Below are 26,632 nucleotides of genomic sequence, written 5' to 3' on the forward strand. Positions count from 1 at the left end.
TTCATTCGTTGGGCGAACTAACCTCATGCAATGCCTTTATCTTTTTGAGACTTGCAGACAGTGCCGAGCGCGTCAATCCGGTTTCGTCGCAGCCCCTCACGGCGCGCGCACGGGCTCCACAAAGATCGGTTTGGCTCTACAACACCCTCCGCTTGTCCTGCCCCGCGCCGATGCAATGCGCGTTCCATCTTTCGAAGCTTGAGAGACATTGAGATGAATCCTGCCAATCTTCCCTTTGATTCCGAGGCGATGCTCGAGGGCCTGCGCGGCTGGGTCGAATGCGAGAGTCCGACCTGGGATGCAGGCGCCGTGGACCGCATGCTCGATATCGCGGCGCGGGATATGGCGATCATGGGTGCGACGATCGAGCGCATTGCCGGCCGCCAGGGCTTTGGCGGCGTCATCCGCGCGCGGTTTCCTCATCCCAAGCAGGGCGAGCCGGGCATCCTGATCGCCGGACATATGGATACCGTTCATCCGGTCGGCACCATCGAGAAGCTGAAATGGCGGCGCGAGGGCAACAAGTGCTATGGCCCCGGCATCTACGATATGAAGGGCGGCAATTACCTCTCGCTGGAAGCGATCCGGCAACTGGCGCGCGCCTCCTTCACCACACCGCTGCCGATCACCGTGCTGTTCACGCCGGATGAGGAAGTCGGCACGCCTTCGACGCGGGACATCATCGAGGCGGAAGCGGCGCGCAACAAATACGTGCTGGTGCCGGAGCCCGGCCGCGCCGACAACGGCGTCACCACCGGACGCTACGCCATCGCGCGCTTCAATCTCGAGGCGACGGGACGGCCGAGCCACGCCGGCGCCACGTTGTCGGCCGGACGCTCGGCGATCCGAGAGATGGCGCGGCAGATCCTTGCGATCGACGCGATGACGACGGAGGACTGTACCTTCTCGGTCGGCGTCGTCCACGGCGGACAATGGGTCAATTGCGTTGCAACGACCGCGACCGGCGAAGCGCTCTCCATGGCCAAGCGTCAGGCCGATCTCGACCGCGGTGTCGAGAGGATGCTGGCGCTGTCGGGCACCAGCAACGACGTCACGTTCAAGGTCACGCGCGGCGTGACGCGTCCGGTTTGGGAGCCGGATGCCGGCACCATGGCGCTCTATGAGAAGGCGCGCGGCATCGCCAAATCGCTCGGCGCGGAACTACCGCATGCCAGCTCCGGCGGCGGCTCCGACGGCAACTTCACCGGCGCGATGGGAATTCCCACGCTCGACGGCCTGGGCGTTCGCGGCGGCAACGGGCACACGCTGGAGGAGTTCATCGAAGTCGATAGCCTGGTCGAGCGCGGGCGCCTGATGGCGGGATTGCTGGCGACGCTGGAATAGTCCGCCCGTCATTCCGGGGCGATGCGATAGCATCGAACCCGGAATCTCGAGATTCCGGGTTCGCGCTACGCGCGCCCCGGAATGACTGCGAGGAACTTCGCAATGCACAATACGTCGGCAGTCACGGTCGAAATTTAGCCTTGTCTAAAAATGAGGCGTATCGTACTGCTCGGCCGTCCACGCGATGATGCGGGAGAGATCGCGGCGAAGGCTTTCGGCTTTCGTTGCGGCGCCGACGGAGCAACCGCCCCGGAAACTCTCAGGCAAAAGGACCGTTTCGTCAGGACGATCTGGAGAGAGGCGGCGCGATTTCAGGCAATCGTAACGCCCACCGAAGGGGATAGTCCGTTGCGAGATCCGCAGCGGATCAAGCTCTCAGGTAACCGTGACAGATGGGGCGCCGCCAACGGCCTTTGGCCGGCGGTTAGCCGACTCTAAACACGGGAGCCCCGAACCTAGTCATGACCCATATCGCCATCATCGGCGCCGGCATCACCGGCGTCACGACCGCCTATGCCCTGCTCGAACGCGGCTACAGGGTGACGGTGCTCGACAAGCACCGCTACGCCGCGATGGAGACGTCCTTCGCCAACGGCGGGCAGCTCTCCGCATCGAACGCCGAAGTGTGGAACAGCACGGCGACGATCCTGAAGGGCTTGCGCTGGATGTTTCGGCGCGACGCGCCGCTGCTGATGAACCCGCGGCCGAACTGGCACAAATATTCCTGGATGAGCGAGTTCGTCGCCAACATCGGCAACTACCGCGCCAACACCATCGAGACCACGCGGCTCGCGATCGAAGCGCGCAGGTACCTGTTCGACATCGCGGCGCGCGAGGGGATCGACTTCGATCTCGAACGCCGCGGCATCCTCCACATCTATCGTGACAAGGCCGGCTTCGAATCCGGTCTGCGCGTCAACGCGCTGCTGCAGGAAGGCGGCCTCGACCGCCGCCCGGTGACGCCGGAGGAAATCCGCAGCATCGAGCCGACACTGCGCAAGGACTATTATGGCGGCTTCTACACGCCGTCGGATGCGACCGGAGATATCCACAAGTTCACCCGCGGCCTGGCGGAAGCCTGCAAGCGGCGTGGCGCGACCTTCATTCACGAAACCAACATCGATTCAATTGCGCGGGCCGGTAGCGGCTTCGTCATCGGCTGGGCCGATCTGGCCGCGAGCGATGCCGTCGCGGCCGGGCGCGGCGCACTGAACGCCGACGGCGTCGTGGTCTGCGCTGGCGTTGCGAGCCGTCACTTCGCCGCCCTGCTCGACGAGCGCGTCAACGTCTATCCGGTGAAGGGCTACTCGATCACGGTGCAGCTCGACACCGTCGAAAGTCGCAACGCCACCCCAACGGTGAGCCTGCTCGACGAAGCCGCCAAGATCGTCACCAGCCGGCTCGGCGCCGATCGTTTTCGCGTCGCCGGCACCGCCGAATTCAACGACTTCAATCGCGACATCCGCGCCGACCGCGTGCAGCCGCTGATCGACTGGGTGCGCAACAACTTCCCCGCCGTCGAAACGTCGCGCGTCGTGCCGTGGGCCGGGCTGCGCCCGATGATGCCGAACATGATGCCGGTCGTGCGCGCAGGGCGGATACCGGGCGTATTCTTCAACACGGGCCACGGCCATCTCGGCTGGACCCTGTCGGCCGCGACGGCGCAGATGATCGCCCAGACCATCGACGGCTGGCGCGGCCTCAACGCTCCACCGACGGCACCTTCACTTGGGGTTGAGCGTGAACTGCGACGTGCATCCTGAGTGGTCGATATCGGAGACATGCCGGCCTCTTGCGACGGCGCAGCCCTTGGCACACAATTTGCCCTAAGAGGACTGCGTCTCCGGGCGGCCTTTCCAGCCCAAGTGATAGGCATGATAGACACGTCAGAGTTCACGGGAGCCTCAGGGCTCCACACGTTCCGTAGCCGGAGATAAGTGCATGCTGGGTTATCTTATTCGCCGCGTTCTGGCCGCGGTGCCCGTGATGGGCGTCGTCGCGCTGTTCGTGTTCCTGCTTCTGCGGCTGACGCCGGGCGATCCCGCCGCGATTCTCGCGGGCGACAACGCGACACCGGAACGGCTCGAGCGCATCCGCGCCTCGCTCGGGCTGAACGAGCCCCTGATCGTGCAGTTCATCACCTGGGTGAACAAGCTGCTGCACGGCGACCTCGGGACCTCGCTGATCTCCAACCTGCCTGTCATGAAGATGATCGGCCAGCGCGTCGAGCCGTCGATCTCGATCGCGCTGTCGACCATCATCCTCGCCGTCATCGTCGCCGTGCCCCTGGGGGTGATCGCGGCCTGGAAGCACGGCACCTGGATCGACCGTTTCGTGATGGGCCTGTCCGTGCTCGGCTTCTCGGTGCCGGTGTTCGTGGTCGGGTATCTCCTGATCCAGGTCTTCGCGATCGAGCTGCGCTGGGTCCCGGTCCAGGGCTTCCGCAGCATCTTCAACGGCTTCGGGCCGTTCTTCGAGCGCATCATCCTGCCGACCTGCGCACTCTCCTTCATCTACATCGCCCTGATCGCGCGCATGACGCGCGCGGCGATGCTCGACGTGCTCGGCGAGGACTATGTCCGTACCGCGCGCGCCAAAGGCATCAACGAGGTCGCGGTGATGATGCGCCATGCGCTGCGCAACGCCGCGGTCCCCGTGATCACCGTGATCGGCACGGGCTTCGCCCTCCTGATCTCCGGCGTCGTCGTCACCGAGAGCGTGTTCAACATCCCCGGCATCGGCCGCCTCACCGTTGATGCGGTGCTGGCGCGCGACTATCCGGTGATCCAGGCGATGATCCTGCTGACGTCGCTGATCTATGTCGTCGTCAATCTTCTCATCGACGTCGCCTACACCCTGCTCGATCCCCGGATCCGGTACTGAGGCAAGGATAAGAACAAATGTCAGTCGATACCCTTCCCCAGTCGTCCATCCCGATCACGTCGCCGCTGCGGCCGCGATTCGGATTCCTCACCTCGACGCCCATCATTGCGACCGCGACGGTCCTGCTCACGCTGGTCGTGGTGGTCTCGATCCTCGCGCCGCTGATCGCGCCGCATGATCCGATCCAGCTCGCGCCGTCGCAGCGGCTCAAGCCCTCCTCCGCACAGTTCCTGCTCGGCACCGACGCCTACGGCCGCGACCTGTTGTCGCGCGTGATCTATGGCGGCCGCATCTCGCTTCTGATCGGCATCGGCTCGGCGATTCTGTCGATCGCCATCGGGCTCGCGATCGGCCTTGTCTCCGGCTTCTTCAAGCTGGTCGATTCCGTGCTGATGCGCGTCATGGACGGCCTGATGGCGATGCCGAGCATCCTGCTCGCGATCGCCGTGGTGTCGCTGTCCGGCGCCAGCATCTGGACCGTGCTGATCGCGATCACGATCCCTGAGATTCCGCGGGTGGCGCGCCTGGTGCGCTCGGTCGTGCTGTCGGCGCGCGAGGAGCCTTACGTCGAGGCTGCGATCTCGGTCGGCTCCAGCCTGCCGAAGATCATGTGGCGCCACCTGATGCCGAACACGATCGCACCGCTGATCGTCCAGGGCACCTATGTCTGCGCGAGCGCCATTCTGACCGAGGCCATCCTCTCCTTCCTCGGCGCCGGCATCTCGCCGGAGACGCCGACCTGGGGCAACATCATGGCCGAGGGCCGCCAGTATTTCCAGATCAAGCCGTCGCTGATCTTCTGGCCGGGCCTCTTGCTCTCGATCGCCATCCTCAGCATCAACCTGATCGGCGACGCCGCCCGCGACGCACTCGATCCGCGCATGAAGCAGCGGGAGGGGAAGTGAAACAAGTAGCGTTGTCATTCCGGGGCGCGCCTCTTGGCGCGAGCCCGGAATCCATTTCACCACGTGTGCTGCGGCCCGATGGATTCCGGGCTCGCGACTTTGTCGCGCCCCGGAATGACGGAGAGAATTGACGTGACCAACACCATCCTCGACATCAACAACCTCGTCGTTTCCATCGGCAAGAAGCCGAAGGGCGTGAACATCATCGACGGCATCTCGATCCAGGTGCGCGAGCGCGAGACGCTGTGCCTGGTCGGCGAAAGCGGCTCGGGCAAGTCGGTGACGTCGCTCACCACGATGGGCCTCCTGCCGAAGGGCACGCTGGTTCCCACCGGCGGCAGCGTCAAGCTGGTCGGCGAGGAGCTGCTCACCGCGACCGACCGCCGCCTGCGCCAGCTTCGCGCGACCAAGATGGCGATGATCTTCCAGGAGCCGATGACAGCGCTCAATCCGGTGGTGCCGGTCGGCCGCCAAATCGACGAAGTGCTGCGCGCTCATACCGATCTCGACGGGAAAGCGCGTAAGAAACGCATCCTCGACATGATGGAACAGGTCCACCTGCCCCAGGTCGAGCGCATCTTCGCCTCCTATCCGCACCGCCTCTCCGGCGGCCAGCGCCAACGCATCATGATCGCGATGGCGCTGGTGCTGGAGCCGAAGCTCCTCATTGCCGACGAGCCGACCACAGCGCTCGACGTCACCACGCAGAAGCAGATCCTGACGCTGATCCGCGAGCTGCAGCGCGATCACGGCACCGCCGTGCTGTTCATCACGCACGACATGGGGGTGGTCGCCGAGATCGCCGACCGCGTCGCGGTGATGCGGCAGGGCCGCCTGGTCGAGACCGGCCCGCTCGACACCGTGCTGCGCAATCCGACCATGGAATACACCCGCAACCTGCTCGCCTCGGTGCCGAGCCTGGTGCCGCGAGCGCCGCGCGAGGATAGTCGCGAGCCCGTGGTGCTGGAAGCCAACGAGCTCAGCAAGGTCTATAAAGAGCGCGCCTTCTTCGGCAAAGGCCGCGAGGTCGTCGCCGCCGACAAGGTCACGCTGACGCTGCGCAAGGGCCGCACCCTCGGCATCGTCGGCGAAAGCGGCTCGGGCAAGTCCACGGTGGCGCGCTGCATCGTCCGCCTGATCGATCCGACCTCCGGTGGCGTGCGCCTCGCCGGCCGCGAGATCGCCGACATCTCGCGCCGTCTGCTCCAGCCGCACCGGCAGAAGATCCAGATCGTGTTCCAGGATCCCTACCGCTCGCTGAACCCGCGCGTGACCGTTGGCGACAGCATTGCGGAAGGCCCGATCAACTACGGAGTCTCCCAGGCCGATGCGATGAAGCGGGCGCGCGAGCTGCTCGAGCTCGTCGGCCTGCCGGCAGATGCCGTGTCGCGCTATCCGCACCAGTTCTCCGGCGGCCAGCGCCAGCGCATCGCCATCGCCCGTGCGCTCGCGCTCGATCCGGACGTGCTGGTCGCGGACGAGGCGGTCTCCGCGCTCGACGTCTCCGTGCAGGCACAGGTGCTGGAACTGCTGGACGAGATCCAGAATCGGCTCGGCATCGCCATCCTGTTCATCACCCACGATTTGCGCGTCGCTGCGCAAATCTGTGACGAGGTCGTGGTGATGCAGCATGGCCGCGTCGTCGAACAGGGTCCCGCCGCCGAAGTGCTGACGCATCCGAAGCAGGCCTACACCAAGGCGCTGCTGGATGCCGCACCCGGGCGAGGCTGGGATTTTGCGAACTTCCGGCCGGTGGCCGAGGGCGTGGGGGCCACCGTGTAGCAACACTCACGGTGTCGTCCCTGCGAACGCAGGGACCCATACTGCGGAATCTATCGTTCGCGTGCGGCGTTAATCCCGAACGACCAGCATTCGCCAAACTCTTTCCTGGGGTTATGGGTCCCTGCGTTCGCAGGGACGACATGGAGAGCTTGGATGCACCGCTACTCACGACACTCACCCGCGGCCGCAGCATTCCCAAAACAGCTTGAGGCCATGCACGGCGCGAGTGCTTCCCGCCTTGCCCTCTCCTTCGCGCCAAGGCTAACGTCGCGCACTTTCCAACGCTGGACTTGAATTGATGACACGTATCGCCATCGGCGGCTTCCTGCACGAGACCAACACCTTCGCTCCGACCAAGGCGACATTCGCGGACTTTCAGCATGGCGGCGGCTGGCCGGCGATGACGCAAGGCGCCGACGTGCTGAAGGTGATGCGGCGCATCAATGTCGGCCTCGCCGGCTTCGTCGACAGCGCTGAAGCCAGCGGCTGGGACCTCGTTCCGACGATTGCCTGCGGGGCGAGCCCCTCCGCCCATGTCACCAAGGACGCCTTCGAACGCATCGTGAAGGTGATGGTCGACGGCATCGCCGCCGCTGGGCCGATCGATGCGGTCTATCTCGACCTGCACGGCGCCATGGTGACCGAGCATCTCGACGACGGCGAAGGCGAGATCCTGGCGCGCGCGCGCCGCGTCATCGGCAAGGATGTTCCGCTCGTCACCAGCCTCGATCTCCATGCCAACGTCACGCCCGAGATGATCGAGCATGCCGACGCGCTGATCGCCTACCGCACCTATCCGCATGTCGACATGGCCGAGACCGGCCGCGCCTGCGCACGGCATCTGGCGCTGCTGCTGCAGACGAAGCAGCGCTTCGCAAAGGCGTTCCGGCAATTGCCGTTCCTCATCCCGATCAGCTGGCAATGCACCAACGACCAGCCGACCAGAGGCATCTACGAAAAGCTCGCCGCGCTGGAGGGCGATGCGGTTCCGACACTCTCTTTCGCGCCCGGCTTCCCGGCCGCGGATTTCCGCGATTGCGGGCCGAGCGTATTCGCCTACGGCAAGACGCAGGCGGACGCCGACCGCGCAGCCGACGCGATCGTCAGGCTGATCGAAAGCCACGAGGACGATTTCGACGGCAAGATCTGGTCGCCTGACGATGGCGTGCGCCATGCCATGGAGCTGTCTCGGAATGCGAGCAAGCCGATCATCATCGCGGACACCCAGGACAATCCCGGCGCCGGCGGCGATTCCGACACGACAGGCATGCTGCGCGCGCTGGTGCGCAACAAGGCAAGCGCCGCCACCGGCGCGATCTACGATCCGGAATCGGCCAGGGCCGCGCATGCGGCCGGCGTCGGCGCCAGCGTGACGCTCTCGCTCGGCGGCAAGTCGGGCATTCCCGGCGATGAGCCCTATCGCGAGACCTTCGTGGTCGAAAAGCTCTCCGATGGCCGCTTCATCGCGCCCGGCCCCTATTACGGCGGCCGCGAGATGGAGATGGGTCCCTCCGCCTGCCTGCGCATCGGCGACGTCCGCGTGGTCGTCTCCTCGCACAAGGCCCAGCTCGCCGACCAGGCGATGTACCGCTATGTCGGCATCGAGCCCACACGTGAGAAGATCCTGGTCAACAAGAGCTCGGTCCACTTCCGCGCCGATTTCGAGCCGATCGCTGAGAAGCTGATGATCTGCGCCGCCCCCGGCGCGATGCCGGCCGACACCGCCACCCTGCCCTGGACGCGGCTGCGGCCGGGCATCCGCATCAAGCCGAACGGCCCTGTTTTCGATCCTCCCTCACGCTAACTGGACAGGACACATGCCCACGATCGACCGCATCGACGGCTACGCCGACGAACTCACCGCTATCAGGCGCGACCTCCACGCCCATCCCGAGATCGGGTTCGAGGAAGTGCGCACCTCCGGCATCGTCGCCGACAAGCTGAAGAGCTGGGGCATCGAGGTGCATCGCGGCCTCGGCGGCACCGGCGTGATCGGCGTCATCAAGGGCAAGGGTTCGAGCGGCAAGCGCATCGGCCTGCGCGCCGACATGGACGCGCTGCCGATGGAGGAGAACACCAATCTGAAGTGGAGCTCGAAAATCCCGGGCCGCTTCCACGGCTGCGGCCATGACGGCCACACCACCATGCTGCTCGGCACCGCGCGCTACCTCGCCGAGACCCGGAATTTCGACGGCACCGTGCACCTGATCTTCCAGCCGGCCGAGGAAGGCCTCGGCGGCGCCCGCGCGATGATCAAGGACGGCCTGTTCGAGAAGTTTCCCTGCGACGAGCTCTACGGCCTGCACAACGCGCCCGATCTCAACCACGGTGAGATCGCGATCCTGCCCGGCCCCGCGATGGCCAGCGCCGACTTCTTCGACCTCCGCATCACCGGCTACGGCGCGCATGGCGCGATGCCCGAACGCTCCAAGGACGCGGTGATCATCGCGACCACGCTGGCGCAGGCGATCCAGACCATCGTCAGCCGCAACGTCGAGCCGCTGCAGGCCGCCGTGATCTCGATCACCCAGATTCACGCCGGTTCCGCCTACAACGTCATTCCCGGCGACGCGCATCTTTGCGGCACCATCCGCACCTTCTCGAAAGAAGTCCGCACCCTGATCGCCGAGCGCATCCGCACGATCTGCGCCGGCATCGCGAGCGCCTATAGTTGCGTGATCGACGTCGACATCCGCGACACCTTCGACGTTCTGGTCAACCAGGTCGAGCAGTCCAAGGTGGTCGAGGAGGTCGCGCGCACCATCGTCGATCCCGCCAACGTGATCACCCGCACCCAGCCGAAGATGGGCAGCGAGGATTTCGCCGACATGCTGCAGACCGTCCCCGGCGCGTATTTCTGGGTCGGCCATGACGGCTCGGTGCCCGTGCACAATCCCGGCTTCGTGCTCGACGACAAGATCCTGCCGATCGGCGCCAGCATGTTCGCCCGCATCATCGAGACGCGCATGCCGGTGGGAGCCCATGCATAAGAAGAGCGTCGAAGAGGCGGTTACCTCGCTGCACGATCTGTCCGCGGTCGATTTGATCGCGGGCTATCGCGCCAAGCAGTTCTCGCCGAGCGAGGTGCTGGAGGACGTGCTCGCGCATGTCGCGGCGTGGGAACCGCATCTGAAGGCACTCTATGCGTTCGATCCCGACGCCGCGCGCGAGGCCGCCAAGGCCTCGACCGCGCGCTGGACTGGCGGCGAGCCGTCCGGCGCGCTCGACGGCGTGCCCGTCACGGTGAAGGACAACATCGCGACCAAGGGCGTGCCGGTGCCGCTGGGCGCGGCCAGTGTCAAGCTCGTGCCGGCCGAGAAGGACGCCCCGCCGGCTGCGCGGCTGCGCGAGGCCGGCGCGATCATCTTCGCCAAGACCACCATGCCCGATTACGGTATGCTGTCCTCCGGGCTTTCCAGCTTCCATGCGCTGGCGCGTAATCCCTGGGACCTCACCAAGAATCCCGGCGGCTCCAGCGCTGGCGCAGGCGCGGCCGCAGCGGCCGGCTATGGTCCCTTGCATCTCGGCACCGATATCGGCGGCTCGGTGCGGCTGCCAGCCGGCTGGTGCGGGCTCGTCGGCCTGAAACCGAGCTTCGGCCGCGTGCCGATCGATCCCACCTATGTCGGCCGCGTCGCCGGCCCGATGACACGCACGGTCGACGACTGCGCGCTGATGATGAGCGCGATCGCAAAACCCGACCGGCGCGACGGCATGAGCCTGCCGGCAGAACCCCTCAACTGGAAAGGGCTGGAGAAGTCGCCGCGAAAACTGCGCATCGGCCTGATGCTCGATCCCGGCTGCGGCCTGCCGCTGGAGAAACCGGTCCGCGAGGTCGCGGTGAAGGCGGCGAAGGCGTTCGAATCTGCAGGGGCCATCGTGACCGAGGTCGACGGCATCCTCACGCGCGAGATGCTCGACGGCCTCGACAATTTCTGGCGCGCGCGGATGTGGGACGATCTGTCCAAGCTGACGCCGGCCGAGCAGGCAAAGGTGCTGCCCTATATCTTCAAATGGGGTGAGTCCGGCGCGAAGCTGTCGGGCGTCGAGGTCATCCGCGGCTTCAACCAGACGATGGCGATCCGTGCGACGGCAGCAAAGCTGTTCTGCGAGCTCGACTATGTGATGTCGCCGACCGCACCGAACGTGAATTACCCCGCGGAATGGGCTTCCCCCACCAACGATCCCATGAAGCCGTTCGAGCACATCGCCTATACCGTGCCGTGGAATATGTCGGAGAACCCCGCGATCTCCGTCAATGGCGGCTTCGACGCCAAGGGGTTTCCGATCGGCGTGCAGATCGTCGGTCGGCGCTTCGACGATATCGGCGTGCTCGGCGTGGCCAAGGCGTTCGAGGGCCTGCGTGGCCCGCAGCGGCCCTGGCCCGAGCCGCCGGCGACGTAAATATCTCCCGTCATTCCGGGGCGTCGCGAAGCGACGAGCTATGGTGCGCAATTGCGCACCTGAGAATCCATAACCACCACAATGAGTATGGATTCCGGGCTCGCGCCAAGAGGGCGCGCCCCGGAATGACGTGCTACAGAGAGAACAAGAAACAAAGGAAGGAAACCACCATGGCGCATGAGACGATCAAATACGAGGTCGCCGAGCAGATCCTCACGATCACGCTGAACCGGCCCGACAAGCTCAATGCCTTCAATGCGCAGATGCAGGCGGAGCTGATCGACGCGTTCGACGCCGCCGACAAGGACGACAACGTCCGCGCCATCATCGTCACCGGCGCCGGCCGCGGTTTTTGCGCGGGCGCGGATCTTTCGTCCGGCGCCGACACGTTCGACCGCGATGCGCGGCGCGGGCCGGTAAAGCGCTTGGCCGACGGCAAGGTCGATTACAGCGATCCGCAGGTGCGCGACGGCGGCGGCCAGGTCACGTTGCGCATCTTCAAGTGCCTCAAGCCGGTCATCGCCGCGGTGAACGGTCCCGCGGTCGGCATCGGCGTCACCATGCAACTCGCGATGGATATCCGCATTGCTTCGGAGGCCGCGCGCTTCGGCTTCGTGTTCTCCCAGCGCGGCATCGTGCCGGAGGCGGCCTCGAGCTGGTTCCTGCCGCGCATCGTCGGCATCTCGCAGGCGCTGGAATGGTGCTATTCGGGCCGCGTCTTCCCGGCGCAGGAAGCGCTTGCCGGCCGTCTCGTCAGCAAGGTGGTGCCGCCAGACGATCTCCTGCCGACCGCCCGCGCGCTCGCCAAGGAATTCGCCGCGAAGACGGCGCCGGTGTCGGTCGCGCTGATCCGGCAGATGATGTGGCGCATGATGGGCGCCGACGATCCGATGGAGGCCCACAAGGTCGACAGCCGCGGCATCTACGCCCGCGGCCGTTCCGGCGACGTCAAGGAAGGCGTGGTGTCGTTCCTGGAAAAGCGTCCCGCGCAGTTCAAGGACAAGGTATCGACCGACATGCCGGACTATTTCCCGTGGTGGACGGAGCGGGAGTACAAGTGAGGCTCCTGTAGGGTGGGTTAGCGCAGCGTAACCCACCATTGATATCACCGCGGAGACAGAAGAGGTGGGTTACGCCTTCGGCTAACCCACCCTACTTTTCACTGCATCACCAGCGCGACCCGCCCGATCGCCTTGCGGTCGATCAACAGCCGCATCGCCTTCGCATAGTCCTCCAGCGGCAGGCGGTGCGAGACGTTGGGGCGCAGCTTGCCCTCCTCCGCCCATTGCAGCAGCATCTTCAGGCGCGCTTCACCAAGCGCAGGATTTCTCCGCACAGCCTCCCCGGCGCGCACACCAAGCACGCTGGCGCCCTTGATCAGCAGGAGATTGGTCCTGGCCGAGCCGATGCCGCCGGTGAAGCCGATCACGAGGAGTCGCGCGCCCCAGGCGATGCAGCGCATCGAGTCTTCAAAGACCTGGCCGCCGACCGGATCGAACACGACGTCCGCGCCGCGGCCGTCGGTGATCCGCTTGACCGCGTCGCGAAACGGCTCACGGTCATAGCGCACGAGATGATCGGCGCCGCGCGATTGCGCGATCGCAAGCTTCTCGTCGCTCGAAGCCGTCGCGATCACGATCGCGCCCAGCATCTTGCCGATCTCGACGGCGGCAAGACCGACACCGCCGCCGGCGCCATGGACCAGCAGCACCTCGCCCGGCCCGACCCGACCGCGATCGATCAGCGCATGATAGGCGGTGCCATGGCCGGCGAGATAGGTCGCTGCCTCGGCGTAGTCGAACGTCGATGGCATGGGGGTGAGCTGCGACGGCGTCACCACCGCTTCATCCGTGAAGGCACCAAAGCGCATCTTCACGATGACCTTGTCGCCGACGGCAACGCCGCTTGCCTCCGATCCCACCTCGGTGACGTCGCCGGCAGCTTCCATGCCCGGCGTGAACGGCAGCTCCGGCTTGAGCTGGTATTCGCCGGCAGCCATCAGCACGTCGGGAAAGTTCAGCCCGGCGGCGCGGATGGCGACGCGCACCTCACCCGGCTTCAGCGCGCGGGACGGAAACTCTTCCAGCAGCAAACGCTCGGGCGCGCCGAGCTCGCGGCAGACGACGGCGCGCACCATCAGGCCGCGCTCGCCTTGCTGCGCTGAAGCACTTCGCGGATCAGCGGCAGGCGATCATTGCCGAAATACATGTCGGTCTTGTTCACGAAGATCGTCGGCGAGCCGAAGCCGCCGCGGGCGACGACCTCCTCCGTGTTGGCCTTGAGCTGGTCCTTGATGCCCTGCTCGGCAATGCCGGCGAAGAACTTCTGCTCGTCGATGCCGACCTTCCTGCAGATCTCCGCGAGCACCGCGTCCTGCGAGATGTCCTTGTCCTCGCCCCAATAGGTCTCGAACACGGCGGTTGCGAACGGCACCATGTCCTTGCCCAGCCAGATGCAGCCGCGCATTGCCTTGACACTGTTCACGGGAAACACCGTCGGCGGCATCTTGATCGAAAGGCCAGCCGAACGCGCCCAGTCCTGAAGGTCCTTCTTCATGTAGCGCGCCTTCAGCGGCACCGGCTTCTCGCGCTGAGCGTAGACGCTCGGATTGACCGTATTGAAGATGCCGCCGACCAGGATCGGCCGCCAGGTGATCTCGGCGCCCAGCTCCTTGGCGAGCGGCTGGATGTTGTGGAAGGCGAGATAGGTCCAGGGGCTGGAGCAGTCGAAGAAGAATTCGATCATGATGGTTCCTTATGTTTGTCATTCCGGGATGCGCCGCAGGCGCAGGCCCGGAATCCATTTCACCAGTCTTGTTGCGGCCTGATGGATTCCGGGCTCGCGCTTCGCGCGCCCCGGAATGACGGCGTTGCCGTCACCTCTTTCCCAGCACTTCCTTAGCCCTTTGTCCGAACATGATCTTGCGTGATTCCTCGTCGAACGGCTCTTTGACGAATTTGCCGATCGCAAGCCCGGCCTGCACCTGCGGCCGCGCACGAACCTCGGCATACCAGCGTTTCACGTTCGGATAGTCCTCGAGCGTAAAGCCTTGCGCCTTGTGGGTCATCGTCCAGGGGAAGCAGGCGATGTCGGCGATGGAATAGTCGCCGGCGACAAAAGCCCCGGTCTTGCCGAGCTGGCGATCGAGCACGCCGTAGAGCCGCGCTGCCTCGTCGCGATAGCGTTCGATCGCATAGGGGATCTTCTCCGCCGCGTAGAGCGCAAAATGTCCATGCTGGCCGAGCATCGGTCCAAGCCCGGCCATCTGCCACATCACCCATTGGATCGTGGTCGAGCGCCCGCGCAAGTCCGTCGGCAAGAACCGGCCGGTCTTTTCCGCGAGATAGATCAGGATGGCGCCGGTCTCGAAGGCCGAGAACGGAGGCCCGCCGTCGGCAGGATCGTGATCGACGATGGCCGGGATACGATTATTCGGAGAGATCGCCAGAAAGTCGGGGCTGAACTGCTCGCCGGCGCGGATGTTCACGGGCTTCGCGCTGTAGGGAAGCCCGAGTTCCTCCAGCATGATCGAGATTTTCCAGCCGTTCGGCGTCGGCGCGTAATAGAGATCGATCACGACCCTTCCCCTGGCCTTTTCTTTGGGCCTTCCCTGTCATCGCCGTCGGACTAGAGAGCGACTTTCGTTGTTCTGTACCTCGACGTTAAGACATGGCAGGAAGAGGCGCAACACAACCTGCCGGGAGGGCCGCCATGCTGTTTCCAACCACGATCGCCGGCTCCTTGCCGAAGCCGGAATGGCTGGCCGAGCCCAACATGCTGTGGGCGCCCTGGAAGTCAGAGGGTGACGAACTGCTCCGGGCCAAGCGCGATGCGACCCTGATCTGGCTGAAAATCCAGGAGGACGCCGGCATCGACATCGTCACCGAGGGCGAGCAGGCCCGGCAGCATTTCGTCCACGGCTTCCTGGAGAAGATCGAGGGCATCGATTTCGCCCACAAGGTCGAGATGGGCATCCGCAAGGACCGCTACAAGGCGATGGTGCCGCAGGTGGTCGCGCCGCTCCGCCTGAAGGATCGCGTCCATGCCTTCGAGGCGCGCGTGGCGCGCACACATACCAAGAAGAAGCTGAAGTTTACCCTGCCCGGCCCAATGACCATCATCGACACCATTGCGGATCGCTACTATGGCGACCGCGTGAAGATGGCCTTTGCCTTCGCCGAGCTGCTCAACGAGGAGGCCAAGGCCTTGCAGGCCGACGGCGTCGATCTCGTGCAGTTCGACGAGCCGGCCTTCAACGTCTACATGGACGAGGTCAACGATTGGGGCATCAAGGCGCTGGAGCGCGCCGCGCAAGGCCTCACTTGCGCCACCGCCGTTCACATCTGCTACGGTTACGGCATCAAGGCCAACACCGACTGGAAGGAAACGCTCGGCAGCCAATGGCGGCAGTACGAGCAGATATTCCCGGCAATCGACGCGAGCCCGATCCAGCAGGTTGCGATCGAGTGCCGCAATTCCAAGGTGCCGCTCGACCTGCTCGCGCTGCTCAAGACCAAGATCGTGCAGGCCGGCGTGATCGACGTCGCCAGCGACACGGTGGAGACCGCCGAGGACGTCGTGAAGGTGATCGACGCGGTGTCGCAATTCGTGCCCAAGAGCAACATCATCGCCACCACCAATTGCGGCATGGCGCCGATGCGGCGCGAGATCGCCGAGGCCAAGCTGATGGCGCTCGGCGCCGGCGCCGCGCTGGCGCGCGAGAAGCTGGGGTGATTACGACGTCGTCGGCCTCGCTTCAGCCCAGCGCCGTTGGATGTAGCACCGGCTGATAGCCGGCGATGATCGCGCGCAGTGTCGAGGGGGGCGTCAGCAACTTCACGTCGTCAAGCTGACGCGCGCTGGCGGCATAGCCCGCCGGCGACCACAGCAGCGCCCTTCCCTGCATCACCAGGAAACTGTCTTCGCCCTGCTGCACCATCGCGCCGGCCGGCAAGTCTGCCCACGGCATCGGGAGCGGGTGCAATCGCTTGCGGCCGCGATGGAGACGCTCACGATGCAGCACGGCATCCATCGTCTTCGCGCTGATGCCGCTTGCACAATTGCCCGCTTCCCACGCGGCGCGGAATTGCCTGGCATCGTCCCGTCGGCAGAAGAAGCAGGGACGATGGCCCGCGGCAAAGGCGGTGGCCTCGTCGAGGAAGAACAGCTCGGTCCAGCTCCGGCGCGCCATCACCGGCCGCCGCCAACCGCGGAATTCGCACAGGCAGGTGATCCACGCCGGCGACGACCAGCGCTTTTTCAACAGCGTCTTGGTCGCGGGATCGTGGATGATGCCGCGATTGCCGGTGAACATCCCGCGATGCGGGGTGACGATGATGTCGCCGGTGGGCGTGACGCGGTTTTGCAGCGGCATGGGTGCCTCCACTCGTCATTGCGAGCGAAGCGAAGCAATCCAGACTACTTCCGCGGATGCATTTCTGGATTGCTTCGCTTCGCTCGCAATGACGGGGATGGTTACCCCGCCCCGTCGCGCAGCGGCGGGTGGTAGGACAGCGCGGTGTCCCAGGGAAAGAAGATCCAGGTGTCCTGCGAGACTTCCGTGATGAAAGTGTCGACCAGCGGGCGTCCCATCGGCTTGGCATAGACGGTGGCGAAATGCGCATCGGGCAGCATCTCGCGCACCATCCTGCCGGTCTTGCCGGTGTCGACGAGGTCGTCGACGATCAGGAGTCCCTTGCCGGTGCCGCCGCCGAGCTTCATGGCCGCGTCCGAAATGCCCTTGAGGACCTGGAGCTCGCCCTGCTTGTCGTGATCGTAGCTGGCGATACAGACCGTGTCGATCACGCGCACCCCTAACTCGCGCGCCACGATCGCGGCGGGCACCAGGCCGCCCCGGGTGATCGCGATCACCGCGTGGAACGGACCGACCTCGTTGAGCCGCCAGGTCAACGCCCGGCAGTCCCGGTGGAACTGGTCCCACGAGACCGGAAAGGCCTTGCCCGCCCGCTCCTGTGCACTCAGTTCCGGTGCTTCACCAGCCATTGTCGTCTCCTGCTGCGTCAGGCCGTGCTAGCGTGTGACGTTCAATCCCGCCAGCATTTCCTTCACCGCCGCCATCGCCGCGGCGAGCTTCTCCGGATCGCGCGAGCGCACCACCAGATTGGTGTTCGGCTTCTGCTCCTCGTCCATGAAGGGATAGCTGCCGATGATGGTGTCGGGATGGGCGGCGGCGATCGCCCGCAGCGGGCTGCCGATGTCGCCCTCGCGCGCATTGGCGCGGACCGATTCGGAGAGCATGCGCACGCCCGATTTCAGCTTGGGCGAGACGATATCCATCATCGCCTGCATGATCGACGGCACGCCGGCCATGACGATGACGTTGCCGATCTTGAAGCCGGGAGCGAGGATGGTCGCGCTCTGGATCAGCTCGGCACCGTCGGGGATGCGGGCCATGCGCAGGCGGGCCTCGTTGAGGTCCTGCTCGCTCCAGCGCTCGCGGAAGCGGGCGACGACCTCCGGATGGTGATCGATACCGACGCCGAACGCCTTGGCGACGGCATCGGCGGTGATGTCGTCATGCGTCGGGCCGATGCCACCCGTGGTGAAGACGTAGCTGTAGCGATGCCGCAGCGCGTCCAGGGCGGCGATGATGTCGGCCTCGTCGTCGGAAACAATCCGGACCTCCTTCAGGTCGATGCCGATATTGGTCAGGTACTCGGCGATGAAGCCGATATTCTTGTCCTTGGTCCGGCCGGACAGGATTTCGTCCCCAATGACCAGAATGCCCGCCGTGACGATGTCGCTCATGCCTTAAGTCCCTCAACTGTGACGCCGACTTTGCCGAGGTAACGCGTTGAAGTCACGTGGTTTTGCTTCTGAAATAAGCAGTCCTCAGCCATTTTTTCAGGCAAGCCGCCGGCCGTCCCCGGCAAATGCCCCTCCTCCATGCTTATCGCGCTGGCCCGGCCCTTGCTACCTCCTAGGGAAGTCATGCACTCTCACGGCATGGCCACAGGACGTTGCGGTCTTCAGCAAGGCCCAAGCGCCCTGACCAATGGTGCAACGCCTGGGGGAGAACAGTCGGAATCCATGGCAGTCGCGTTTGACGAAATGAATGTTGCCGGCGGAGACCTTCGCCCCGCCTATCGGGAGCTGGCGCGCTGGCTCAAGGAAACGCCCCCCGAAGCCCTCGAATATCGGCGCCAGGAGGCTGAGCTCCTGTTCCGCCGGATCGGCATCACCTTCGCGGTCTACGGCGATTCCGAGTCCACCGAGCGCCTGATCCCCTTCGACGTGATCCCGCGGATCATGTCCGGCAAGGAATGGGCGCTGCTGGAGAAGGGGCTGAAGCAGCGCGTGCGCGCGCTCAACATGTTCCTGCGCGACATCTATCACGGCCGCGACATCCTCCGCGCCGAGATCGTGCCCGGCGATCTGATCTTCCAGAACCCGGTGTTCCGCCCCGAGATGAACGGCCAGCAGGTGCCGCACGACGTCTACGTGCACATCGCCGGCATCGACATCGTCCGGGTCGACGCCGAGGACTTCATCGTGCTGGAGGACAACGCCCGCACGCCGTCGGGCGTATCCTACATGCTGGAAAACCGCGAGATCATGATGCGGCTGTTTCCGGATCTGTTCGCCCGCCACAAGGTCGCGCCGGTCGAGCGCTACCCGGACGAGCTGCTCGCAGCCCTGCGCTCGGTCGCGCCGCTAAGCGCCTCCAGCGAGCCGACCGTCGCCCTGCTCACGCCCGGCGTCTACAACTCGGCCTATTACGAGCACTCGTTCCTCGCAGACAAGCTCGGCATCGAGCTGGTCGAAGGCCGTGACCTCATCGTCAAGAACAACGAAGTGTTCATGCGGACGACGGAAGGGCTGAAGCGGGTCGACGTGATCTATCGCCGTGTCGACGACGATTTCCTCGATCCCCTCACCTTCCGTCCCGACTCCGTGCTCGGCGTGCCCGGCCTGATGTCGGCCTACGCAGCCGGCAACATCACGCTCGCCAACGCCGTCGGCACCGGCATCGCCGATGACAAGGCGATCTACTCCTACATGCCCGACATCGTGAAGTTCTATCTCGGCGAGGAGCCGATCCTGAAGAACGTGCCGACCTGGCGCTGCCGCGAGCCGAAGGATCTCGCCTATGTGCTGGACAACTTAAGCGAGCTCGTCGTCAAGGAAGTGCACGGCTCCGGCGGCTACGGCATGCTGATCGGCCCCGCTGCGACCAAGGCGACGATCGAAGCTTTCCGCGACAAGCTCAAGCGCGAGCCGGAAGGTTTCATCGCGCAGCCGACGCTGGCGCTCTCGACCTGTCCGACCTGCACCGCATCCGGCCTCGCCCCGCGCCATGTCGACTTGCGCCCCTTCGTGCTCACGGGCAGCAAGAGCACCACGATCGTGCCGGGCGGACTCACACGGGTCGCGCTCAAGGAAGGCTCCCTGGTGGTGAATTCAAGCCAGGGCGGCGGCACCAAAGACACCTGGATCCTGGACGAGTAGAGAGATGCTGTCGCGTACCGCCGAAAACCTCTACTGGCTCGCCCGCTACGTCGAACGGGCCGAATATCTCGCGCGCACCATCGATGCGACGCTGCGCGTCACCGCGCTTCCCGCCGCCTATATCGGCAAGACCAATGAATGGGATTCGGCGCTGCTCACCGCCGGCGTCGCCGCGAGCTTCTATCAGGCCTATGAGGAAGCCAACGAGCACAACGTCGTCGAGTATCTCTCGTTCTCCCAGAACAACCCGTCCTCGATCAGGAACTGCATCGAGGCGGCGCGGCTGAACTCGCGCTCGGTGCGCACCGCGCTCACCAGCGAGATGTGGGACACCATCAACTCGGCCTGGATCGAGCTTCAGGCGGTGTGGAGCAAGGGCACCTCGACGCGCGAGGACCTCGCCAAGTTCCTGCGCTTCGTGCAGGAGACCTCGCTGCGCTTCGACGGCTCGGCCTACCGGACCATGCTGCGCAACGACGCTTACTGGTTCTCGCGCATGGGCGTTCATCTGGAGCGCGCCGACAACACCGCGCGCATTCTCGACGTGAAGTACCACGTGCTGTTGCCCGAGGAGGAGCATGTCGGCGGCCCGCTCGACTTCTATCAATGGAGCTCGATCCTGCGCTCGGTCTCGGCGCTGACGGCCTATCACTGGGTCTATCGCGAGACGCTGAAGCCGTGGCTGATCGCGGATCTGCTCATCCTCAACGACACGCTGCCGCGCTCGCTCGCCAGCTGCTACGGCAACCTCGTGCGCAACCTCGACCAGATCGGCGTCGCCTATGGCCGCCAGGGCCCGGCCCAGCGACACGCCCGCGGCATCCGCAACCGGCTGGAACACAGCAATATGAACGACATTTTCCAGCATGGCGTGCATGAATTCATCCAGGAATTCATCACGGACAATTCCAGGCTGGGCGAAATCATCACGAAGCAGTATTTGATCTAGCCGAGACTGAAACCTTCACCTTTCGTCATTCTGGGGCGATGCGAAGCATCGAACCCGGAATCTCGAGATTCCGGGTCTGGCGCTTCGCGCCATCCCGGAATGACGGATCAAAACACCATGCGCCTGCGAATCCAGCACATCACGACCTATCGCTACGAACCGCCGGCCACCAGCGTGATCCAGATCCTGCGCATGACGCCTGGCAGTCATGACGGGCAATACGTCGCGGAATGGCAGATCGACGTCTCCACCGACACCAAGCTCGACATGCATGAGGACGCGTTCGGCAACGTCACCCACGTGCTGTCCTGCGGACCTGTCGGCGACATCCAGATCACGGCAGAAGGGCTGATCGAGACCCACGATACCGGCGGCGTGCTACGCGGCACGGACGAGCGTTTCCCGGCCGGGATGTTCCTGCGCTCCACCGACCTCACCTCCGTCAATCCGGCGATGACGGCGGTTGCGCGCCAGTTGCGCAGCGAGGCCGAGAGCGACACGCTGAGCTTCCTGCACACGCTGATGACGCAGATTGCCGATCACATGACGTTCGACGAAGACCCCACCAACAGTGGCACGTCCGCGGTGGAGGCGTTCGCGCTCAAGCGCGGGGTCTGCCAGGATTACGCGCACATCTTCATCGCCTGCGCCCGGGCCGGTGGCGTGCCGGCGCGGTTCGTCTCCGGGCACTTTCTGCGATCGGACGACACGGCGCACCAGGAGGCCGGCCATGCCTGGGCGGAGGCCTACGTGCCCGATCTCGGCTGGGTCGGCTTCGATCCCGCCAACAGCATCTGCGCCACCGACGCCCATGTGCGCGTTGCGATCGGGCTCGACTATCTCGGCGCGGCACCGGTGCGTGGCACGCGCTATGGCGGCGGCACGGAAACGCTGGCGGTGGCCGTGAAGGTCGAGCAGACCAGCCGCGGCGGGCAGTCGCAATCGCAGTCCCAGCGGCAGAGCTAGGTGCTGCCGGACGAGCGCATGCGCCGTGCTACAATCGCGGGATCGGATCAGCCCAGCGAGGTAGCCCATGGCGACTGTAAAACTGCTTTCGGATGACGAACTCTCCGCCGACGCGCGCGCCGTTTTCGACGACATCCGGATGGTGCGGAAGTCGGATTTCGTCAACAATTTCTGGCGGGCGCTGGCGCATGATCCGAAGACGCTGCGGCGGACCTGGGAGAGCATCAAGGACGTGATGGCTCCGGGTGCGCTCGATCCCAAGGTCAAGGAAATGCTTTATGTGGCGGTTTCGATCGCGCATGGCTGCAGCTACTGCATCCACTCGCACACCGTCGCCGCACGGGCCAAGGGCATGACCGAGGCCGAATATGGCGAGCTGCTCGCCATCGTCGGCATGGCTGCGGAGACGAACCGGCTGGTCACGGCGCTCGGCGTGCCCGTCGACGAGGCGTTTCTGGTGGACGCGGCGGATTGAGCGACCGTCATTCCGGGGCGCGACGAAGTTGCGAGCCCCGGAATCCATCAAGCGGCACGGTTAGCGGATGAATGGATTCCGGGTTCGCGCTGGCGCGCGCCCCGGAATGACGGCCGGAATCGGGGGTTGGACCGGACCTCGAAATTGGCTAGTAATTCCGCGCAAACGCGTTCGGGGACTGGAAATGACCTATTGTTGCGGAATCCTGGTTCGGGACGGTCTGGTGATGATCGCCGACACCCGCACCAATGCCGGCCTCGACAACGTCTCGACCTTCCGCAAGCTGCACATCTTCTCCAAGCCCGGCGAGCGCATCATGGCGATCGCCAGCGCCGGCAACCTCGCCATCAGCCAGTCGGTGCTCTCCACCCTGACCGAAGGCCTGGAGGATCCCAACACGGGCGAGATCGAGACGCTGATGAACGCGCCGACCATGTTCCAGGCCGCCCAGCGCATCGGCCGGGCGATCCGGGCGGTGCATGCCACCGAAGGACCGGCGCTGAAGTCCGAGGACGTGTCCTTCGACGTCTCCTTCCTGTTCGGCGGCCAGATCAAGGGCGCGCGCATGCGTCTGTTCATGGTCTACACCGCCGGCAATTTCATCGAGTGCACCACCGACACGCCCTACCTGCAGATCGGCGAGCACAAATACGGCAAGCCGGTGCTCGACCGCGCCATGCATTACGACGTCGAACTTTACGAGGCGCTGAAGACCGGCCTGATCTCGATGGATTCGACGATGCGCTCGAACCTCGGCGTCGGCCTGCCGATCGACGTGCTGGTGGTGCGCACGGACGCCTGTGAAGCCGATCTCAACCACCGCATCGAGGCGGGCGAACCCTATTTCCACGATTTGCGCTCGCGCTGGTCGGCGGCGTTGCGCGCCGCGCACCAGAACATTCCGCGCCCGCCCTACAAGAACGAAAAAGAACCCAAAACCTGACAGCAAAAGAGAAAAGGCAGGAAACGATGAGTGAAGCGAAAAAGATCGCGTTGGTGACCGGCGCCGGCACCGGTGTCGGGCGCGCAGCGTCGCTGGCGCTGATGAACACCGGCTTCACCGTGGTGCTCGCAGGGCGCCGGCTCGACATGCTCGAGGACACGGCGAAGCTCGGCCCCGCCGGAAAGAGTCTCTGCGTCACCGCCGACATGACCAAGCCGGAGCAGATCGCCGCGCTGTTCGACAAGGTGAAGGCAACCTATGGTCGCCTCGACGTGCTGTTCAACAATGCCGGCATGGGCGCGCCGGCCGTGAACTTCGAGGACCTCAGCCTCGAGCAGTGGCAGGCGGTGGTGAACACCAACCTCACCGGCCCGTTCCTGTGCACCCAGCACGCCTTCCGCATCATGAAGGACCAGACCCCGCGCGGCGGCCGCATCATCAACAACGGCTCGATCTCGGCGCATGCGCCGCGGCCGTTCTCGGCCGCCTACACCTCGACCAAGCACGCCATCACGGGCCTGACCAAGGCCAGCAATCTCGACGGGCGCATGTACGACATCGCGGTCGGCCAGGTCGATATCGGCAATGCGGCGACGCCGATGACCGACCGTATGGTCAACGGCCCCGGCGTGCTGCAGCCCGACGGCACCACCAAGCACGAGCCGCGCATGGACGCCAAGGCGGTCGGCGACGCCGTCGCCTACATGGCCGGCCTGCCGCTCGACGCCAACGTGCTGACGATGACGGTGATGGCGACCAAGATGCCGTTCGTGGGGCGGGGCTGAACTAAAACTGCGAAAACAACCCCATGCACAGTAGGCGTCAAGAGGCGCCTGCTGTTGCCGGGCTGCGGGGGTAATGTGAGCTAACATCCTGCACTGCCACCACATTCGTCATTGCGAGCGCAGCGAAGCAATCCAGAATCTTTCCGCGGGGAGATTCTGGATTACTTCATCGCAAGGGCTCCTCGCAATGACGGAGGAGAGAGCGGAGGCCTACTCCAAACTCTCCACCTTTCGCAGGGCCGGAAACAGCTTCATCCAGAGCAGCGCCACTGCGACGGTGGCGACGCCGCCGAGCACGGCGGCGGGCATGGCGCCGAGCAGCGCGGCTGCCACTCCGCTCTCGAACTGGCCGAGCTGGTTCGAGGCGTTGATGAACAGGAAATTCACCGCGCCGACCCGCCCGCGCATCTCGTCGGGCGTAGAGAGCTGCACCAGCGAGAAGCGGATCACGACGCTGATCGTATCGGCCGCGCCCAAAGCAGCGAGCGACAGCACCGACAGCCACATCCAGGACGACAGCGCGAACACGATGGTGGCAAGGCCGAACACGATCACGGCCTGGAACATCCGCAGGCCCACATGCCTGGAGATGGCGTGACGCGCCAGCACCATGGTCATCAACAGCGCGCCGACCGCGGGCGCCGCGCGCAGCACGCCGAGCCCAACCGGGCCGGTCTGCAGGATGTCGCGGGCGTAGATCGGCAGCAATGCCGTGACGCCGCCGAACAGCACGGCGAACAGGTCCAGCGAGATGGTGCCCAGGATCGCGGGATTGCTGCGGATGAAGCGGACGCCGGCAAAGATATTGTCCGAGTTCGTCCCCTCCTTGAGCACCGCTTGCGGGCGCGGCCGGATGAAGCCGGTCAGAATCATCCCCAAAACCCAGAACAGCACCATCCCGGCATAGGCCAGATGCGGGGCGACCGCGTAGGCGAAGCCGCCGAGCGCCGGCCCGGTGATAGTCGCGACCTGCGCCGCGCCGCTGGAAATGGCCGTGGCACGCTGGAGCGACCCTTGCGGTGCGATCAGCGGCAACAACGCCGCCGTGGTCGGGCTCTCGAATGCGCCGGCAATGCCGAGCACGAAGGTTGCAATGAATATCTGCACCTCGCCGACCGCGCCGAAATAGGTGGCGAATGCAAGATAAAGCGCGGTCGCGGCTTCCACGAGCTGACAGAGCTGGACCACGCGCTTGCGCTCGTAGCGGTCGGCGGCGTGGCCTGCGACGAACACCAGGAGCGCGGTGGGCAGGAACTGCACGAGGCCGACCATGCCGAGGTCGAACGCCGAGCCGGTGAGATCGTAGATCTGCCAGCCGATCGCGACCGCCGCGATCTGGCTGGAAAAGCGAGACAGGCTGCGCGAGAACAGGAAGAACAGGAAGGCGCGGTGGGACAGGAGCACGCGGGCCGTAACCGGCGAATCCGCGGCTGTTGGTTGCTCTGGACATCATGCTGCGCTTGCAATCGGCATTCGGCATTTTCGCATTGCTGCTGATCGCCTTCGCGCTGGCGGAGAATCGTCGCTTGGTATCGCTGCGCCAGGCGGCGATCGGCCTCGCCGCGACCTTCGTCACCGCGGTCGTGCTGCTGAAGCTGCCGGTCGTCGCGCATGCGTTCGGCACCATCAACGACGCGGTCGGCGCGATCTCGGCGGCCTCCCGCGCAGGCTCCGCCTTCGTGTTCGGCTATATCGGCGGCGGCGCCCTGCCATTCGATCTGAAGGTGCCCGGCGCCGATTTCATCCTGGCGTTCCAGGCGCTGCCGATCGTGCTGGTGATGAGCGTGCTGACGACGCTGCTGTTCTATTGGCACGTGCTGCCACCGATGGTGCGCGGCCTGGCCTGGCTGCTCGAGCGCACGCTCGGCGTCGGCGGCGCCGTCGGGCTGTCGACCGCCGCCAATGTCTTTCTCGGCATGGTCGAGGCACCGCTGTTCGTGCGGCCCTATCTGGCACAGATGACCCGCAGCGAACTGTTCCTGGTGATGACCGGCGGCATGGCGGGCATCGCCGGCACGGTGCTGGTGCTCTATGCGACGCTGCTTGCTCCCATCATCCCCGACGCCGCCGCGCATTTCGTCATCGCCTCCGTGCTGGGCGCGCCGGCCGCGATCCTGGTCAGCCTGATCATGGTGCCCGAGACCTCCGACAAGCGCACCGGCGGCGCGCTGGAGGATCCCGAGATGGACGTGTCCGGCACGATGGACGCGATCGTGAAGGGCACCACGGCCGGCCTCGAATTGTTGCTCAACATCGTCGCCATGCTGCTGGTGCTGGTGGCGCTGGTCTATCTCGTCAACGCCATGCTCGGCCTCCTGCCGAACATTGGCGGCGCCGCGATCTCGCTGCAGCGCCTGCTCGGCCTCGTCATGGCGCCGGTGTGCTGGCTGATGGGATTGCCGTGGGATCAGGCGATCACCGCCGGCAGCCTGATGGGCACCAAGACCGTGCTCAACGAATTGATCGCCTATGTCGACTTCTCGAAGCTGCCACCCGACGCGCTCGATCCGCGCTCGCGTCTGATCATGCTCTATGCGATGTGCGGCTTCGCCAATTTCGCCAGCCTCGGCATCATGATCGGCGGCCTGGGCGTGATGGCGCCGGAGCGGCGCGAGGAGATCAACGCGCTGGGGCTGAAGTCGATCGTGTCGGGCACGCTGACCACGTGCTTGATGGGCGCCGTGGTGGGCGTGGTGGCGTAGGTCTCTCCCGCCGTCATTCCGGGGC

The 26,632-nt window shown here is 65.2% G+C and carries 24 protein-coding genes and 2 riboswitches; of the genes, 17 read left to right on the forward strand and 7 right to left on the reverse strand.

Going from position 1 to position 26,632, the window contains the following annotated elements; genetic code table 11:
• Window positions 1–213 precede the first annotated feature (213 nt).
• The 9 genes from H1B27_RS23615 (at window position 214) to H1B27_RS23655 (ending at window position 12,379) form a co-directional block, all read left to right on the forward strand.
• Entirely contained in the window at window positions 214–1,344 is a 1,131-nt protein-coding gene (locus H1B27_RS23615) for a M20/M25/M40 family metallo-hydrolase (protein ID WP_061882862.1), read from the forward strand.
• Window positions 1,345–1,524: 180 nt separating this feature from the next.
• Window positions 1,525–1,629, forward strand: a riboswitch (glycine riboswitch).
• A gap of 3 nt (window positions 1,630–1,632) precedes the next feature.
• Window positions 1,633–1,738, forward strand: a riboswitch (glycine riboswitch).
• A gap of 67 nt (window positions 1,739–1,805) precedes the next feature.
• Entirely contained in the window at window positions 1,806–3,107 is a 1,302-nt protein-coding gene (locus H1B27_RS23620) for a D-amino acid dehydrogenase (protein ID WP_197967677.1), read from the forward strand.
• A gap of 178 nt (window positions 3,108–3,285) precedes the next feature.
• Window positions 3,286–4,227 (forward strand): ABC transporter permease, encoded by a 942-nt coding sequence (locus H1B27_RS23625; protein WP_061882864.1) that lies wholly within the window; start codon window positions 3,286–3,288, stop codon window positions 4,225–4,227.
• Window positions 4,228–4,244: 17 nt separating this feature from the next.
• Window positions 4,245–5,132, forward strand: a complete 888-nt coding sequence (locus H1B27_RS23630) for an ABC transporter permease (protein ID WP_197967678.1) — start codon at window positions 4,245–4,247, stop codon at window positions 5,130–5,132.
• A 132-nt stretch (window positions 5,133–5,264) separates the two neighbouring features.
• A complete protein-coding gene (locus H1B27_RS23635; RefSeq protein ID WP_197967679.1) occupies window positions 5,265–6,914 on the forward strand; it encodes an ABC transporter ATP-binding protein in 1,650 nt (549 codons plus the stop codon).
• Between the two features lie 298 nt (window positions 6,915–7,212).
• On the forward strand, window positions 7,213–8,718 hold the full coding sequence (locus H1B27_RS23640; protein ID WP_197967680.1) for a M81 family metallopeptidase: 1,506 nt from the start codon (window positions 7,213–7,215) through the stop codon (window positions 8,716–8,718).
• Between the two features lie 13 nt (window positions 8,719–8,731).
• Entirely contained in the window at window positions 8,732–9,904 is a 1,173-nt protein-coding gene (locus H1B27_RS23645; protein WP_197967681.1) for a M20 aminoacylase family protein, read from the forward strand.
• Window positions 9,897–11,318, forward strand: a complete 1,422-nt coding sequence (locus tag H1B27_RS23650; RefSeq protein WP_197967682.1) for an amidase — start codon at window positions 9,897–9,899, stop codon at window positions 11,316–11,318. Before H1B27_RS23645 ends, H1B27_RS23650 begins: the two co-directional genes overlap by 8 nt.
• A gap of 170 nt (window positions 11,319–11,488) precedes the next feature.
• Window positions 11,489–12,379, forward strand: a complete 891-nt coding sequence (locus H1B27_RS23655; protein WP_197967683.1) for a crotonase/enoyl-CoA hydratase family protein — start codon at window positions 11,489–11,491, stop codon at window positions 12,377–12,379.
• Between the two features lie 98 nt (window positions 12,380–12,477).
• On the opposite strand, the gene H1B27_RS23660 is transcribed toward H1B27_RS23655, so the two are convergent.
• From H1B27_RS23660 to H1B27_RS23670, 3 genes are all read right to left on the reverse strand, one after another.
• Window positions 12,478–13,455 (reverse strand): NADPH:quinone oxidoreductase family protein, encoded by a 978-nt coding sequence (locus H1B27_RS23660; protein WP_197967684.1) that lies wholly within the window; start codon window positions 13,453–13,455, stop codon window positions 12,478–12,480.
• Window positions 13,455–14,063 (reverse strand): 2-hydroxychromene-2-carboxylate isomerase, encoded by a 609-nt coding sequence (locus H1B27_RS23665; protein ID WP_197967685.1) that lies wholly within the window; start codon window positions 14,061–14,063, stop codon window positions 13,455–13,457. Before H1B27_RS23665 ends, H1B27_RS23660 begins: the two co-directional genes overlap by 1 nt.
• A gap of 130 nt (window positions 14,064–14,193) precedes the next feature.
• Entirely contained in the window at window positions 14,194–14,895 is a 702-nt protein-coding gene (locus tag H1B27_RS23670) for a glutathione S-transferase N-terminal domain-containing protein (protein ID WP_197967686.1), read from the reverse strand.
• 134 nt (window positions 14,896–15,029) lie between these two features.
• Here H1B27_RS23670 and H1B27_RS23675 point away from each other — a divergent pair, with 134 nt between their 5' ends.
• On the forward strand, window positions 15,030–16,052 hold the full coding sequence (locus H1B27_RS23675) for a methionine synthase (protein ID WP_061882873.1): 1,023 nt from the start codon (window positions 15,030–15,032) through the stop codon (window positions 16,050–16,052).
• Between the two features lie 22 nt (window positions 16,053–16,074).
• On the opposite strand, the gene H1B27_RS23680 is transcribed toward H1B27_RS23675, so the two are convergent.
• The 3 genes from H1B27_RS23680 to H1B27_RS23690 all read right to left on the reverse strand — a co-directional run bounded on the left by H1B27_RS23680 (window position 16,075) and on the right by H1B27_RS23690 (window position 18,086).
• Entirely contained in the window at window positions 16,075–16,692 is a 618-nt protein-coding gene (locus H1B27_RS23680; protein WP_197967687.1) for a hypothetical protein, read from the reverse strand.
• A 101-nt stretch (window positions 16,693–16,793) separates the two neighbouring features.
• Window positions 16,794–17,321: a xanthine phosphoribosyltransferase gene (gene gpt, locus H1B27_RS23685; protein ID WP_061882875.1), complete on the reverse strand. Its 528-nt coding sequence runs from the start codon at window positions 17,319–17,321 to the stop codon at window positions 16,794–16,796.
• Between the two features lie 27 nt (window positions 17,322–17,348).
• Window positions 17,349–18,086, reverse strand: coding sequence for a competence/damage-inducible protein A (locus H1B27_RS23690; protein ID WP_061882876.1), 738 nt, complete (start codon window positions 18,084–18,086; stop codon window positions 17,349–17,351).
• A 282-nt stretch (window positions 18,087–18,368) separates the two neighbouring features.
• On the opposite strand from H1B27_RS23690, the gene H1B27_RS23695 reads away from it, so the two are divergent.
• From H1B27_RS23695 to H1B27_RS23720, 6 genes are all read left to right on the forward strand, one after another.
• Window positions 18,369–19,787, forward strand: coding sequence for a circularly permuted type 2 ATP-grasp protein (locus H1B27_RS23695; RefSeq protein ID WP_061882877.1), 1,419 nt, complete (start codon window positions 18,369–18,371; stop codon window positions 19,785–19,787).
• Window positions 19,788–19,791: 4 nt separating this feature from the next.
• Entirely contained in the window at window positions 19,792–20,736 is a 945-nt protein-coding gene (locus tag H1B27_RS23700; protein WP_061882878.1) for an alpha-E domain-containing protein, read from the forward strand.
• Between the two features lie 117 nt (window positions 20,737–20,853).
• Window positions 20,854–21,702: a transglutaminase family protein gene (locus H1B27_RS23705; protein ID WP_197967688.1), complete on the forward strand. Its 849-nt coding sequence runs from the start codon at window positions 20,854–20,856 to the stop codon at window positions 21,700–21,702.
• Window positions 21,703–21,769: 67 nt separating this feature from the next.
• A complete protein-coding gene (locus tag H1B27_RS23710; protein WP_197967689.1) occupies window positions 21,770–22,177 on the forward strand; it encodes a carboxymuconolactone decarboxylase family protein in 408 nt (135 codons plus the stop codon).
• A 184-nt stretch (window positions 22,178–22,361) separates the two neighbouring features.
• Complete coding sequence (locus tag H1B27_RS23715) at window positions 22,362–23,120, forward strand: proteasome-type protease (RefSeq protein ID WP_035678903.1); 759 nt, start codon at window positions 22,362–22,364, stop codon at window positions 23,118–23,120.
• A 26-nt stretch (window positions 23,121–23,146) separates the two neighbouring features.
• A complete protein-coding gene (locus H1B27_RS23720) occupies window positions 23,147–23,905 on the forward strand; it encodes an SDR family oxidoreductase (protein ID WP_197967690.1) in 759 nt (252 codons plus the stop codon).
• Window positions 23,906–24,115: 210 nt separating this feature from the next.
• Here the strand turns inward: H1B27_RS23720 and H1B27_RS23725 are convergent, their stop codons facing one another.
• Window positions 24,116–25,309, reverse strand: a complete 1,194-nt coding sequence (locus tag H1B27_RS23725) for an MFS transporter (protein ID WP_197967691.1) — start codon at window positions 25,307–25,309, stop codon at window positions 24,116–24,118.
• A gap of 47 nt (window positions 25,310–25,356) precedes the next feature.
• Here H1B27_RS23725 and H1B27_RS23730 point away from each other — a divergent pair, with 47 nt between their 5' ends.
• Window positions 25,357–26,607 (forward strand): NupC/NupG family nucleoside CNT transporter, encoded by a 1,251-nt coding sequence (locus H1B27_RS23730; RefSeq protein WP_197967692.1) that lies wholly within the window; start codon window positions 25,357–25,359, stop codon window positions 26,605–26,607.
• The last annotated feature ends 25 nt before the right edge of the window (window positions 26,608–26,632 follow it).

It is taken from the genome of Bradyrhizobium diversitatis, from assembly GCF_016031635.1.
Taxonomy (GTDB): Bacteria; Pseudomonadota; Alphaproteobacteria; order Rhizobiales; family Xanthobacteraceae; genus Bradyrhizobium; species Bradyrhizobium diversitatis.

Coding starts and splice junctions, on each gene's coding strand:
- H1B27_RS23730 (WP_197967692.1), top strand. CDS start 25,357: ATGCTGCGCTTGCAATCGGCATTCGGCATTTTCGCATTGCTGCTGATC.
- H1B27_RS23625 (WP_061882864.1), top strand. CDS start 3,286: ATGCTGGGTTATCTTATTCGCCGCGTTCTGGCCGCGGTGCCCGTGATG.
- H1B27_RS23720 (WP_197967690.1), top strand. CDS start 23,147: ATGAGTGAAGCGAAAAAGATCGCGTTGGTGACCGGCGCCGGCACCGGT.
- H1B27_RS23645 (WP_197967681.1), top strand. CDS start 8,732: ATGCCCACGATCGACCGCATCGACGGCTACGCCGACGAACTCACCGCT.
- H1B27_RS23620 (WP_197967677.1), top strand. CDS start 1,806: ATGACCCATATCGCCATCATCGGCGCCGGCATCACCGGCGTCACGACC.
- H1B27_RS23615 (WP_061882862.1), top strand. CDS start 214: ATGAATCCTGCCAATCTTCCCTTTGATTCCGAGGCGATGCTCGAGGGC.
- gpt (WP_061882875.1), bottom strand. CDS start 17,321: ATGGCTGGTGAAGCACCGGAACTGAGTGCACAGGAGCGGGCGGGCAAG.
- H1B27_RS23665 (WP_197967685.1), bottom strand. CDS start 14,063: ATGATCGAATTCTTCTTCGACTGCTCCAGCCCCTGGACCTATCTCGCC.
- H1B27_RS23695 (WP_061882877.1), top strand. CDS start 18,369: ATGGCAGTCGCGTTTGACGAAATGAATGTTGCCGGCGGAGACCTTCGC.
- H1B27_RS23660 (WP_197967684.1), bottom strand. CDS start 13,455: ATGGTGCGCGCCGTCGTCTGCCGCGAGCTCGGCGCGCCCGAGCGTTTG.
- H1B27_RS23630 (WP_197967678.1), top strand. CDS start 4,245: ATGTCAGTCGATACCCTTCCCCAGTCGTCCATCCCGATCACGTCGCCG.
- H1B27_RS23715 (WP_035678903.1), top strand. CDS start 22,362: ATGACCTATTGTTGCGGAATCCTGGTTCGGGACGGTCTGGTGATGATC.
- H1B27_RS23655 (WP_197967683.1), top strand. CDS start 11,489: ATGGCGCATGAGACGATCAAATACGAGGTCGCCGAGCAGATCCTCACG.
- H1B27_RS23680 (WP_197967687.1), bottom strand. CDS start 16,692: ATGCCGCTGCAAAACCGCGTCACGCCCACCGGCGACATCATCGTCACC.
- H1B27_RS23690 (WP_061882876.1), bottom strand. CDS start 18,086: ATGAGCGACATCGTCACGGCGGGCATTCTGGTCATTGGGGACGAAATC.
- H1B27_RS23675 (WP_061882873.1), top strand. CDS start 15,030: ATGCTGTTTCCAACCACGATCGCCGGCTCCTTGCCGAAGCCGGAATGG.
- H1B27_RS23710 (WP_197967689.1), top strand. CDS start 21,770: ATGGCGACTGTAAAACTGCTTTCGGATGACGAACTCTCCGCCGACGCG.
- H1B27_RS23705 (WP_197967688.1), top strand. CDS start 20,854: ATGCGCCTGCGAATCCAGCACATCACGACCTATCGCTACGAACCGCCG.
- H1B27_RS23700 (WP_061882878.1), top strand. CDS start 19,792: ATGCTGTCGCGTACCGCCGAAAACCTCTACTGGCTCGCCCGCTACGTC.
- H1B27_RS23650 (WP_197967682.1), top strand. CDS start 9,897: ATGCATAAGAAGAGCGTCGAAGAGGCGGTTACCTCGCTGCACGATCTG.
- H1B27_RS23640 (WP_197967680.1), top strand. CDS start 7,213: ATGACACGTATCGCCATCGGCGGCTTCCTGCACGAGACCAACACCTTC.